The organism is Cyclobacteriaceae bacterium (assembly GCA_013141055.1).
In the GTDB taxonomy this organism is placed as follows: domain Bacteria; phylum Bacteroidota; class Bacteroidia; order Cytophagales; family Cyclobacteriaceae; genus ELB16-189.
In genome coordinates this window covers 1900997-1913204 of record JABFRS010000001.1, presented here as the reverse complement: position 1 = coordinate 1913204, position 12208 = coordinate 1900997, and the positions used below count along the sequence as shown (strand labels likewise).

The following is a 12208-nucleotide window of genomic DNA, read 5'->3' as shown; positions in this document are numbered from 1 at the left end:
GCCCATTTCTTTGAACTTACCTCGTAAATTCAACTACTTGGGCACTCACCGTTATTGTTCTTTTGACAAAGAATGGGGCAAACCCACTTATGTGTTCCTCTGTCATCACGTTGATTACAGCTTTGGAGGCGTTCAGTAAGTTGGCTTTCTTCATCATCGCTGAATACGCGTTTTCGTATAGTTGCCTTTTATTAATGCCGCCAATTGCAAATACATACGACACCTCAGCACTTCCGTTTATCTGATCAACTACCTTGAAATTGCTGCTGCCTAAGTGTACCTCCGTGGCGTTTTGATTGAGGTTAGCAACAACGGCAGTGTTGATACCACATGAATTAAGAAATAATGCGAGGAATAATAGGCATGAATAGATGACGATGTTTTTCATTTAGTAGTTGGTTACTTATTTTATAGAATATATTAAAACTTAGCTCCTGAATGCAAGCTTGCTTATCTGGTCAAACGGGTCTGGCAATTACTCCAATAGGAATGCTAAAAGTTGAATCCAAAGTGAAGCCCGGGTTCAAATCCAAAGTAGCTGGGCCATTTGTTTTCCTTTAGCTTAAAAGATTCTGGTGTATTCGTTTTTACAGGCCAATGCGTTAAGCCAATTGATGGTTCAAAAAAGAAACGGTTTTTAAAAAATTTAAGCTGGTAGCCCAGACGGTAGGTCATGAACAATGTATATCCATCGGTAATCTTCTCGTTGTTCTCATCCATATATTTTTGAAAAGCATTCATTGCATGGACACCTGTATATAACCCTTTCCACCAAAAACGATTGTATGCTAATCCAATTACATTTTGGCACACATATCCCGGATAGTTTTCTCCCGGTGCATCAAATGATGGCCCCCAAGGGATACCTAACGGCCAAGTAAACTTGGATCTTTTAAGTTCTAAGAAAACAACATTTTTAGGTGTTATTCTATAGCCTACATTTATTTGTATAAAATCGGGTGCATTGGGGTCGTTAGGAACGAAATTTCCTAACATCAACAGCGTACTCCCAACAAACCAACGCTTGTAAGTGCTGTCTCTTTTAGCATGTTGAGCCTGGAGTTTTATCGCACTTATTATCAGTAAGACAAAACCAATCAATAGAATTTTCTTTTGCATTTCTTTTCATTTCAAACGATACTGCAAAAGTAGATTAGCGAACTACAATAACTCGTTCACTTAAGTTAAGAAACACCTTTTCCGCTCAGGCCATTTCCTCTCTTGCTACTAAATGCTGTTAACTAACGCAACGAGAAGGCCATTATTAGCTACCATAATTTTCCTTAAGTTTTTTCATCAATTGCTTTACTCCTTGCTGGGTAGCCGTGTTAAAGGAGTTTGTAAAAATTATATAAGCGTTGCCTTTCAATCTGTCTATATGCACTATGGTATAATATGTTCCTGCTGTTCCCGCATGCACTGAAAGTTCCTTTCCATTTTCGAATATATTAAACCAACCCATCGAATAGTTTTCAATTCCCTTGTGTATGAATTGATAGGTGGAGGCTTTCAGATAGTTATTTTCCCCACTAAGACCTCGTAAATTCAATTGAATAAATTTGATGTAGTCCTTCAACTTTATATTTATATCACCTGCTGGTTCCGTGAAGTCCAAATGATAATCAACTGTTGATGGAACGGGAATAAGTTTATCATTCTCTGAGTTGTGCCCCCATGTATCTTCTTGTTTTTGATTTTCGGGCCATGAGAATTTTACATTTAACTTTAAATCTTTGTTGAATACCTTTTCAACCAATTGTTCCCAACTTTTACCAGATGCCTTTTCTAACATTAATGTAGCCAACGTATATCCTGCATTTGAATAAATGAAGAGGCTCTGTTCGTCAAGTTTTACAGGTTCTAATGTCAATACTAACTGTCCAAATTGGTTTCTCTTCTCCTGATTTGTTCCTTTAAAGTCAGGTACTTTTGGATCGCCTTCTCCTTGAAATGGCTGTACCCCTGATTTGTGTGCGAGCAAATCTTGTAAAGTAATATTTTCATAATCAGTCCTACTTTTTTCTTTCCAAGCAGGAAATAAGTCAAAGAATTTTGTTGTCCATTTTAATTTTCCAATTTCTACATATTTGGCGATGATAAATGCCGTCATTGCTTTAGTATTTGAACCAATGTGAAACCTGTCATTTAATGTTGCCGCGTCTGGCAGGTCAATGGAATGCTTTCCCAGTGCAGCAATTTCTAAGATTGACTTGGAATCGATTGCTGCGTAGCTTATTTCCGGAATATTGTAAACACTATGGATTGAGTCAGCAAATTGACGAGTCTTTTGCCCAAAGCTTATTGTCACAAGGAATAGAAATATTATTGTCGTTAATTTTTTCATTTCTTAGTATTTATCGGCCTCGTTATCACAAATTCAGGCGGGTTGATATTAAAAGGTATTATCAGTGCAAAGAAGGTGGACGTTCCTCCAGCATCAGCCGCATCTGTTATTGAGCGCCCAATGGAGTACCCAACTCTTAATTATTGATGTACTGGAAAAGTAGATTGGCTAACTACAATAACTCATTCACTTAAATTAAGAAACACGTTTTAGCTCTTTTTCAAGAATTCTTGCTCTTAACCTACTTAATGATTGAGGTTTGATACCTAAGTAGCTCGCTAACTGGTGCTGTGGCACACGCTGAACAAGGTCTGGTCGGGACTGAGATAAATTCAAATAACGTTGTTCGGGTGAAGAAGTCTTAAACTCGTCAAAGTCTAGCTGTTGCTTAGCTAAAAGCTCTTCGGCTAACATTTTGCACATAGTTTCAAACTTTGGAAATTTACCGTTTATCTCTGCTTCCATATCGGAATCGGAGATAAGGAGTATAGTATCTTCTATGCAGCCTATATAATATTCGGATGGAGTGCTGCTTGTTACACAATGAGGTGTCAAGGCATCCATTTCTGTAAAGAAAGCTGTGGTTTTTTCTTCTTCATCGATGATGTAATATTTCCGTAGGCATCCTTTTAGGACAAAGTAGCTGTCCTTCGATATTTGTCCCTCGTTGAGTAAAATCGTCCCTTTCTTTACGGAGCGAAATATGTCCAGCGACACGATCGCGTTCCTCTCCTCGTCTGTCAGAGAAACGTATTTTGATATAAAGTCAAATAATAAATCTTGCATTGTTTTAGTTTTTACATGTAGCTATCAATAAACTCTTTCTATTCTCTATCCATTTATTTTCCCATTTTGTTGATCTTAATGAAATCAGCATAATGTCACAGAAACTGACCCTCGGTCGCCATTTTAATCAGTTCGGCCACATTTTTTGAGTGAAATTTCTGCATAAGATTCCTTCGATGAGTTTCTATGGTCAAGGGACTTACAAAAAGTTCGGCTGCTATTTCGTTACTGGTTTTTCCATCAGCAATCATCCGCAGGATTTCCTTCTCTCTCCGGGTCAGTCGCGGTACCGTTGCCCACTGAGAGCCTGATTGCATTGAAATAATATCCCTTACCTCTTTACTGAAAGTCAGCTCTCCTTTCAAAGCGCCTCTCGTGCACTGAATAAGTTCCTCGGCAGAAGCATTCTTTAACAAATATCCGCTTGCTCCTTGCTGCAGCATTTGCATGATAATGCTCCGCTGATTATGGTTGCTGAATGCTAGTACAGGCATTCCCGGAGTAATCTTTTTGATTTCGCTGCAGAGTTCAATACCGCTGCCTTCAGGCAAAGTAATATCCAGGAACGTCAGATCGATCGATTGGCCCGGCTGTTTTAAAACGCGAATGAATTCCTGTCCGGACGTGAACTGCAGGAATTCCGTAACACTAAATTCTCTTGCCAGAATTTTTTGTAGCCCCTCAGCCACGATCGGGTGATCTTCCACAATAGCAATGATGATTGCTTTATCACGCCCCGACATGAAGTTCAATGTTTATGGTAGTTCCATTCCCCGGTGTTGAATTGATCACCATCTTTCCGTTCAGGTAGTCAATTCTGGTTTGGACGTTTTGAAGACCCATACCTTTAGTATGATTTACTGCCTCAGTATCAAATCCTCTTCCATTATCTTCAATCGTTATAAAGAATGCGCTTTCGTTTTGGCTGCATTGAAGCATGATTTCCGATGCACCTGCATGACGAACGGCGTTGGTGAGCAATTCTTGTACAATGCGGTATATTGTCACTTGTGTTTCCTTTGAAAGGGAAGGGGCGATCTCGAAAGATTCAAATTCTACCAGGGTCATTTCGCTACTCAATGAGATACACATGTCACTCAAAGCAGATTCAAGCCCAAGGCTTATCAACGATTGAGGCATCATGTTGCGGGCAATGCGTCGCAACTCATTCACAGAATTATCAAGTTGATAGATCACTTTATTAAGATCAATGTTCATCGCTGTTGGCTCTGCGCTGTTGGCAAGGCGCGAAAGATTAATTTTGACTCCCGCCAGCATACCGCCTAACCCATCGTGCAGGTCACCTGCCAGGCGTTTCCTTTCTTTTTCCTCTCCTTCCAGCAAGGCTTGTGTGAACTGCATCTTTCGCTGTTGTTCCACTTCCTTTAATTGCTGCTGATAATTTAACTCACGCTCGCGTGAAAGTTTTTTGCTGTTTGTGAAATATTGAAACCCAAATATGAAACCAATGGCAAGCGATAAGCTGACCCCAGCCAATGCCCACACGAGAAGGCGATCATTTGCTGAGGTAAGGACAGCTTTGTCCTTTTCGACTTGCAGCAAAAAAATCCTATTCTGATTTTCTGAGTTCTGAAATTTTGCCTCCATCTCAACGACATCATTCTGGTACTTTTTTTCGTACAGACTGTCGCTTACTTCAATGTATCGCATCGACCACCGATACGCTTCCCGGATATTACCCATTTTAAAGTATGTTTTGTACAGCTCCTGGCAAAAAAGTTTGCGGTCTTTATCAAATAGAGAGGCACTGTCCAGATCCAGAAGCACGCTTACGGCGGTTTTATAATCCTTCATATTTGACAGTGTCTTATATTTTGCATATTTCAACCGGTTCTGAAAATATGGCGACTGTCTTGCTCCCGGAAAATCAAGGCCTTTCTTAAAACTCTCTAAAGCCTTTGCAAATTGCTTGATTTTATCATAGTAAATTCCTTCTGCATACCGGTAGTCCATATGAATGGTAACGGCGCCCGTCTTTTCATTTAACATAGGTTTGGCCTTATCAAGTTGAAGCTTCGCGGAATCGTACATGTTGAGATTCACATAGTTCTCAGCCATCATAATATAGGTCAGCACTAGCTCTGTAGCGATTCCACCCCGGTCCTCTTCTGAATTTTCGATCAAGATAGCTGTATTGTTCAGGTACACTTGCGCTTTTTTCCGTTGATCGGCATTCATGAGAAACGTAGCGATGTCCCTGTTTACCCTTCCCAGTACGAGCAGATCGCCAGATTTTTTTGCAAAGGGTAATGCCTTGCTCAGAAGAGCATTCATGGCGATGCTATCGTTGCCAATTAGTTGCTGAAGGTGAGCATAATTCTGCCAGACATTTGATCGAACCTTATAGGCTTCCGTATGTTCAAAAACTGCAAGCAAAGAATCACAGATCATCAGATTGCGATTGATTGCCGCGCGGTCATCATTGACAAACATCGAACGGGCCTTATAGTAATAAGAGACTGCCTTCATGAAAGGATTACGATCACTGAGATCCATCGCATTTGAAAAGTATTTCTTTGCCTTTATGGTGTCGTTCAGCAACATGAAGCGAACCGAAAGTTTAAAAGAATTATAGGCTTTAATACTGTCCCAAGTCGTTTCACTTATTTCTCGTTCAAGCTGTTCGATGTAAACCAGATCTGGATCTCCCTTTGAATACAAAATCTGGCAATGACCGTGGACCTGGGCCAATAGAAATGAAACGGCGATGAATACGAATCTCATTTTCCGGCAGTCCTGTGCAATCATTGGAATAAATCGCGAAAGTAGCACATCAATTCGGGGAACTTTCGGGTTGTGAAAAAAAATACCCGGAAACCAGTAGAAGAAATTACTGATCGGATGCGATTGAAGGGAAACGCGCCTCCATCTAGTTTTGCAAAGCTTTCCCTTAAAGTTTACTGATACTTAATAAATATATCTTATGATACGATCTTTGATGTTTTCTGTCACCTTCCTCACGATAGTTCTTGGTTTTTGCATGGCTTCCTGCAAGAACGATAACGAAGTAACTCCGAATAAATCCCGAAATATCAGGTACGAGCTAAAAGGAACGTACACCGGAAAAATGACGGTCGTCTACACGTTGGCCAATGGTGGCACGCAGGCATTTTCAGACATCCGCTTGCCGTGGACGATGGAAGTGGCGTATGAAAACTCGGTTGGCGGAATTGGGTTCGGTGGCAACGGAGACGTTAGTCTTAGCAATGTTCCCGGTCAAACCGTGAGTATCAACATTTATTCAGATAACAAAGTTGTAAAAACCGGTAGCGCGACGGTCGACTCAAATCAAGTCCTTCTATTGCCATCGTTGGCATATGTGTTCCCTTAGACCTATCATTAATCAAACGGTAAAACATTTGACATGAACTCAACAAGTGACGCTCAAGCTACTCTATTACTGCGCATCACGATTGCCATCGTTCTTCTGAGCCACGGCATTCCGGGAATGATCGATGGTGGTGTTAATGCATTCGGGAATCTATTTCTAAATCAGATCGGATTTTCGCCTCTCGGTGTTCCCATTGCTTGGGCGGTCAAGATATCACATATAATATGTGCTATTCTTCTTGTTAGCAACCGTTACATTAAACTCGCATGCATTATCACTATTTCGATTCTGATCATGGGCATTATTCTGGTTCATGGTAGAGAAGGCTGGTTTGTGGTGGGGGGCGGAAGGAACGGCGTAGAATACAATTTTGTGCTGATTGCCGTCCTTCTATATATTATGTTTCCAAAGGGGGTGCATCAGAAGATCATCCGCTAGCCGGCACTTTCCAATTAACAAGTTTCATATTTTATCAATCGTCCAACCATATCTATGTTGAAGTCAACCCTCGTCACTTTTTGTGTTTTACTTTCTCTAACGGTCATCGCACAGGGCACTCTACCGAAAGGCGCAAGCCAACTCAATGGCGGATTCGGCTTTTCTTCTTTTGGAGTGCCTGTGTATATCGGCGCTGATTTTGGAATTCATGAAACCATTACTATTGGACCCAGAGTTTCATACCGCAAAAACACGGAAAAGTATTTTGGAAATAATTACAACCAGTCTCTAACGGTTATTTCTTTCAACGGTAACTATCAATTCAACAAACTTTTAAATCTGCCCGATCCATGGAACCTCTATACTGGTCTGACAATTGGATACTATTTATGGTCCGATGTATCATTGAATGGGAGTCGCTCTGGTTTTAGCGGCGAGGGATCAGGACTTGGTGTAGACGCGCAGATTGGCGGGCGCTATTTTTTCACAAAACGTCTGGCGGTCAATCTTGAAATCGGAGGCGGAACAGGATCGGGTGGAAATATTGGAATCACTTATAAACTTCAGTAAAAGACCTTTTTATTTTCGTAAAGCTTCCCGTTAAAGTGTCAAAATTTGCTTCACAAAACAAGTAATCAAGATGGTCAGTTGATGAACTTGCCGATCCGCTGCTCTCGCTATTTGTCGAACACCTTTTCAAATGGTTTTTGGTAACACTGAACGCTACGGAGAATTAAAGTCTCTTTAGCGTCGAGGGATCCTTGATCTGTATTCAGTTGGATTGATACTGTATTTTTGTTTGAAAGCGGGCGCAAAATACTCAGTGGAATTAAAACCTGACTAGTAGGAGATTTCTGCTATCGATGCCGAGCCGGCCTTTAATAATAAATCTCCATGCTTTGAGTCATACTTTTTGTAAATACTTATGCGGACTAAACGACGTGAATTTCTTAAAGGCCCGCTAAAATGAAAGGGGCTCACGCAGCTGTATTCTGAAATGTCATAAAGAAAAATATCATAAATGAAATTTTCATGAATAAACTGTTTGGCCCTTTCAATAGGTGATTCTGCATGAGTGATTTATTCAGATCGTCTTCCAGTGTATCATTCGAAATTATGTTTATCACTTCCTGCAGCAGGTCCAGCACGAGCTGATCCATTTCCAGCTGTCCGGCAAAGCCGGCCTTGGCGATAACCGGGTGATGGAGATGATCAACATCCGGTATTGACTTGATCAATAAGGAAGAAGATTTTAGTTTCCAAAAAAGAAGGACAAAAATTAAGGAAATCTGACAATTAGGTAAATTTTCCTTGCAATTTTACTCATTTCTCGTCTGAATGCTGATTGATCCTATCAAACCGATGATGCATAAGCCTGCCGTGGCGTACATCGAAATGGGTTGGTATACCAGCCTGATTAAAATAGAAATGTATCCAAAAATTGACCTCATAGTCCGTTTCCTGAAAGTCTGTAAGAAGAATAAACTCATCAGCAGAGTGCGATTGTAAAAATTTATCTGCGATGGTTGGGCGTTTTACTACAAGTTTGCCGTCATCATTTAAGACGATACTGAGGTAAAAATCAAGATGTTTGCTATAATATTTCCCAGTAAGCTTTTGAAGATATTCCCTTGGATAAAAAGGCTCTACGTTAGTGTCTTTTACCCAATTAAAGATCTCAGGCTTACCAAATTGCTTATGCGCTTCTACCTGCATCAATGAATCAGGATGTGTTCGAAAAAAACGAAGCCAGACGGCAAAGTCGGGATCTTTAAAAACTCCATTTCCAATGTGTTGTAATGGTAGTATTTCTGTGGAGGAGTATTGCCAATACAAGGAATCACCTATCACTTTCATAGTATAATAGGTTCTGCTTTGCACTGTGCTTTGAAAATTCTCGCCGAATGATAGATAACGGCCTGCATATTTTTGCAACTCTTCTCCCTTTATTGGCTTGGGCGTTGAGGAAAATTTTTGCAACTGTTTTTTTGAGTTGTTGTCAATTTGCAAAAGGTAAATAGCCAGCTCATCCAACTTTTCGCTATAAGGTTCATGGTTGTTTGTGGTGCAGATAATGGCAAGTCCGACAGAAGGGATTCTGGAAAGATAGGAGTAGCCGCTTACCCCCATATGTATTGTTGTTTCATACGCACCTATCTTTTTTATTTTATGACCGTAGGTGTAATATTTTTCTTTCAGTACTGGTATCGGCCTGGCGTTTTGCCTCAAGCGTTCAAAGCCCTTGGTGACAAAAGAGTTTTTGTCGGCAAAAGCGCCAGCCCATCTTTCCTGATCATTGGCGGAAGTAAGTATGAAATAATTACCACCAGGTGAAGTTTTATCGCGAAGCCATACTTTATAAACGCCAGGTGAATCAGAAAAATAAGAAAAGGCGTGATTTTCAATTACCGTCTCTTTATTTATTCGCAAAGAAGTGGATAGCATGTGCAATGGTTTAAAAATTCTTCGCTCCATGTAGTAAGGTAATTTTTCATTGGAGGCTTTTTCTAGAATCAACCTGAGCAATCCAAAATCAGAATTACTATACATGTATCCTTTGCCAGGCTCAACCTGTGGATCAGGTTGATTGTATAGAAAATTTAAGAACTGTGACTCATCCAGTCGGTTGTTCATGCTGGCTTGTGTGAGTACCAGGGTGGCCCATTCATCGCAAAATCCGCTGCTGTGGTTGAGTAAATCCTGTAGAGTAACTGACTCTGCCCACAACGGAAGTTTTGGAAAGTATTTTCGGACCTTGTCATCCAAACTAAGTTTCCCATCCTGATCCAGCAACGCCGCGGCCAGAGAAATAAATTCTCTTCCTTCCGAATACGGTATAGTTACAATCGTGTTATGATTAAATGGAACGTTGTGCTCCAAACTTGCCCGACCATATTCTTTCTTTGTTATTACTTTCTGGTTTTGAATAACCGTGATAGCATAACCGGGTGACGCCGTGTTGTTGAATGCATTGAATAGCGAATCTAGTTTTTTTTCAAGTTGACCTTTGTCAATGGAAATTGTTTGGGCAGACAGTGAAACGAATGCGGTCGTAGTCAACAAAGTGATTAGAGTTGTCGAGAGAATGATTTGCGTTCTCATTTGAAGTGTATTTTAGGTTAATTCCTTTTTTGCAATTGGGGATGTCCGTATTACCACAGCAGTACTACGGCGATACATGTTATAAAAGACGATATTCTTTAACTAGATTCTATCACATCATCATGCGATTGTTTCGATGTTTGTCGCCAAACAACCTCGGATGGCGATGAAAGTGGAAGGGTTAATTCGGTGCGCCTGTACGGCTTTATACATATGCTTCCAGAGGAGCAGGGATTACCTGCAGTGATCTTTCGGGGGAATGTCAATCGAAATACAGCACTACACTCATGTGCATTTTTTTGATTGCAGAGGAGGAGGAAGTTTTATTATACTTAAAACAGCCTTTTTCCCAAATGTTTTGTGCCTTTCGAAACAATGGTACCACAATGGAGTACTCGGTTCAAAATCAAGGTAAATAAATCGATCCCTTGGTGTTATAAAGGTATGAAAAAAAGAAACGTGCTCATTATTTAAACCAGTTTTAAATGGCTGTACGGTAATTTCGGCATTGACAGTTTAAGATCAATCTTTATATAAATCATAAATTTCTTTGATAGGTCCGGCTAGCCCTCCGATCAAAGCGCCGATAAATACTTCTTTGTGTGCAACGGAAAAGTACCATCCAAAAGCGTACACAATTATTGGGATGGAAAGAGCGATAATATAAAAGGGTCGCTTACTCTTTCTCTCCTTCTCCTCGGCCCATTCCTTCACTGCTTGATAATGCATATCAAATTTGTCTTTTTGATCTGTCGGCATCCAAGAGACAGTCACTATATAATGCTTCACAAATTTTAAGAACCTTTTCTTCTTTTTTGTCCAGCTGTAGTGATAGTCAAGAAAATCAAGACCCCCAATTACTAAACCGTCCTTTAGATTTCTCACTAAATGACTTGTTATAACATTAAAATTTGCCCAAAAATCAGAAGCCTCGTGAAGAGACCTGTTGCTAAATTTTATCTTGTCTCTATTAGGAAGGACTATAGAATGACTGTCTGGCTGAATTTCGTAAGTTCCGCCTACCGGAATATCTAACAATCTACCATCAAGAATTTTCTCCTTTGCTAAAGAGTTAGTGTCGTTGTAAATTATCCAATGTTTTTCATCAAAATGAAAAAGCTCCTTCAGACCCCAATTGTCGTTTTGATTTTTCTCCATCTATTTTTCTATTGAAGGTTTTTAAAATTTTTAAAGGCGCTGCTTGCAATGAACTCTTCTTGAGGATAAATGAACTCTCGATTAATTGGTATTGGTCTATTTTCCGTAAGGTATCTAATAACATATTCATTCAAACTTTTATGAATATTCCAGCATTTCATCTTAGGTAAATCGAAAGTGGACTGAAATCCAGAAAATAATCCACCGCTGAAATAATCTTCCAATGGATGGGTTGGATCAGAATTAAATACAAACAGTCCTTCCTGATTTATAACATTGAGATTATGTTGGTTGTAAACCAAATTAAAGGTTGGCTGGGTCAGCAAGCTGAACCTAACTCCTGAAGAACTATATCCGGGTAGATAGAATAGCTTTAGCTCATGAAAAGTCTGATATTGGAGTTCCTTAAGATTTTTCAAAATATTGGTTGCGTCAATGTTGCTATTTTTATCATCCTGAAATATTGAATCAATTTGAGAAATGATTGAATTGATGTGGTTGATGATAGAAGGAAACTCACCTTCTTTTGTATTAATTGCATAAACGGAAAAGTAATTATCAATATCGCTCGATGGATAGTGCCTTAGGCCGTCCGTTCCAAAAAATAATGCGCAGTCAAAATTGTATGTAAAGTCCAACAGCGGAGTGGGCGCTTTGTAATGCTGAAGGAAGCTTAGGATTGACAAATCGTAAGCGGGGTGGCCGAATGCATTAAAGAATTTTTGAAGAAGATTGTTTTGGAAGGATTTGGCATTTTCAACTTCACTTTGAATGAATTCCAGATAGCTTCTGCCAAGTTTATCCAATTCTTCCCCGATCCAAAAGCGCTGCGCGGAGTTAATAAGCTTGTATTTCGCTTCATTCAATCCTCGGAAGATTACCGACTTGCTGTCGTCTTTCCGTGTCCACTCATTAATAAGCGAATCCAGATCTGTTCTATTATCGATATTAATTGAATCAAAATGAGTTACTTTATCAGCTAATGTAGGATAGGTCGGTATTGTCATTTTTATCAAATTAATTTATCC

At 39.8% G+C, this 12208-nt stretch carries 13 protein-coding genes; 3 read left to right on the top strand and 10 right to left on the bottom strand.

All coding sequences use genetic code 11. The annotated features are described in order from the left end of the window. Positions 1-16: 16 nt before the first annotated feature. The 6 genes from HOP08_08585 to HOP08_08560 all read right to left on the bottom strand — a co-directional run bounded on the left by HOP08_08585 (position 17) and on the right by HOP08_08560 (position 5875). Positions 17-388, bottom strand: coding sequence for a hypothetical protein (locus HOP08_08585; GenBank protein ID NOT74973.1), 372 nt, complete (start codon positions 386-388; stop codon positions 17-19). A 104-nt stretch (positions 389-492) separates the two neighbouring features. After that, positions 493-1119, bottom strand: a complete 627-nt coding sequence (locus HOP08_08580; GenBank protein ID NOT74972.1) for a hypothetical protein — start codon at positions 1117-1119, stop codon at positions 493-495. Between the two features lie 145 nt (positions 1120-1264). Further along, positions 1265-2344, bottom strand: a complete 1080-nt coding sequence (locus HOP08_08575; GenBank protein NOT74971.1) for a serine hydrolase — start codon at positions 2342-2344, stop codon at positions 1265-1267. Positions 2345-2539: 195 nt separating this feature from the next. Continuing rightward, entirely contained in the window at positions 2540-3130 is a 591-nt protein-coding gene (locus tag HOP08_08570; GenBank protein NOT74970.1) for a Crp/Fnr family transcriptional regulator, read from the bottom strand. A gap of 95 nt (positions 3131-3225) precedes the next feature. Beyond that, positions 3226-3873, bottom strand: coding sequence for a response regulator transcription factor (locus HOP08_08565; GenBank protein ID NOT74969.1), 648 nt, complete (start codon positions 3871-3873; stop codon positions 3226-3228). Beyond that, positions 3860-5875, bottom strand: a complete 2016-nt coding sequence (locus HOP08_08560; protein NOT74968.1) for a sensor histidine kinase — start codon at positions 5873-5875, stop codon at positions 3860-3862. The genes HOP08_08565 and HOP08_08560 overlap by 14 nt, the downstream gene beginning before the upstream one ends. 199 nt (positions 5876-6074) lie before the next feature. Between HOP08_08560 and HOP08_08555 the strand changes: the two genes are divergently transcribed. The 3 genes from HOP08_08555 to HOP08_08545 are packed head-to-tail and all read left to right on the top strand — an operon-like array spanning position 6075 to position 7490. Further along, on the top strand, positions 6075-6482 hold the full coding sequence (locus tag HOP08_08555) for a hypothetical protein (GenBank protein ID NOT74967.1): 408 nt from the start codon (positions 6075-6077) through the stop codon (positions 6480-6482). Between the two features lie 33 nt (positions 6483-6515). Continuing rightward, positions 6516-6920, top strand: coding sequence for a DoxX family protein (locus HOP08_08550; GenBank protein NOT74966.1), 405 nt, complete (start codon positions 6516-6518; stop codon positions 6918-6920). 54 nt (positions 6921-6974) lie between these two features. After that, complete coding sequence (locus HOP08_08545) at positions 6975-7490, top strand: outer membrane beta-barrel protein (protein ID NOT74965.1); 516 nt, start codon at positions 6975-6977, stop codon at positions 7488-7490. A 407-nt stretch (positions 7491-7897) separates the two neighbouring features. Here HOP08_08545 and HOP08_08540 read toward each other — a convergent pair whose 3' ends face one another. The 4 genes from HOP08_08540 to HOP08_08525 form a co-directional block, all read right to left on the bottom strand. Further along, positions 7898-8158 (bottom strand): hypothetical protein, encoded by a 261-nt coding sequence (locus HOP08_08540; protein NOT74964.1) that lies wholly within the window; start codon positions 8156-8158, stop codon positions 7898-7900. A gap of 85 nt (positions 8159-8243) precedes the next feature. Further along, positions 8244-10022 carry a beta-lactamase family protein gene (locus tag HOP08_08535; GenBank protein NOT74963.1) on the bottom strand — a complete coding sequence of 593 codons (1779 nt, stop codon included), beginning with the start codon at positions 10020-10022 and terminating at the stop codon, positions 8244-8246. A gap of 522 nt (positions 10023-10544) precedes the next feature. Beyond that, complete coding sequence (locus HOP08_08530; GenBank protein ID NOT74962.1) at positions 10545-11180, bottom strand: hypothetical protein; 636 nt, start codon at positions 11178-11180, stop codon at positions 10545-10547. Between the two features lie 8 nt (positions 11181-11188). Next, on the bottom strand, positions 11189-12187 hold the full coding sequence (locus tag HOP08_08525; GenBank protein NOT74961.1) for an FRG domain-containing protein: 999 nt from the start codon (positions 12185-12187) through the stop codon (positions 11189-11191). Positions 12188-12208: the final 21 nt, after the last annotated feature.

Coding starts and splice junctions, on each gene's coding strand:
- HOP08_08570 (NOT74970.1), bottom strand. CDS start 3,130: ATGCAAGATTTATTATTTGACTTTATATCAAAATACGTTTCTCTGACA.
- HOP08_08525 (NOT74961.1), bottom strand. CDS start 12,187: ATGACAATACCGACCTATCCTACATTAGCTGATAAAGTAACTCATTTT.
- HOP08_08580 (NOT74972.1), bottom strand. CDS start 1,119: ATGCAAAAGAAAATTCTATTGATTGGTTTTGTCTTACTGATAATAAGT.
- HOP08_08550 (NOT74966.1), top strand. CDS start 6,516: ATGAACTCAACAAGTGACGCTCAAGCTACTCTATTACTGCGCATCACG.
- HOP08_08560 (NOT74968.1), bottom strand. CDS start 5,875: ATGAGATTCGTATTCATCGCCGTTTCATTTCTATTGGCCCAGGTCCAC.
- HOP08_08535 (NOT74963.1), bottom strand. CDS start 10,022: ATGAGAACGCAAATCATTCTCTCGACAACTCTAATCACTTTGTTGACT.
- HOP08_08555 (NOT74967.1), top strand. CDS start 6,075: ATGATACGATCTTTGATGTTTTCTGTCACCTTCCTCACGATAGTTCTT.
- HOP08_08585 (NOT74973.1), bottom strand. CDS start 388: ATGAAAAACATCGTCATCTATTCATGCCTATTATTCCTCGCATTATTT.
- HOP08_08575 (NOT74971.1), bottom strand. CDS start 2,344: ATGAAAAAATTAACGACAATAATATTTCTATTCCTTGTGACAATAAGC.
- HOP08_08530 (NOT74962.1), bottom strand. CDS start 11,180: ATGGAGAAAAATCAAAACGACAATTGGGGTCTGAAGGAGCTTTTTCAT.
- HOP08_08565 (NOT74969.1), bottom strand. CDS start 3,873: ATGTCGGGGCGTGATAAAGCAATCATCATTGCTATTGTGGAAGATCAC.
- HOP08_08545 (NOT74965.1), top strand. CDS start 6,975: ATGTTGAAGTCAACCCTCGTCACTTTTTGTGTTTTACTTTCTCTAACG.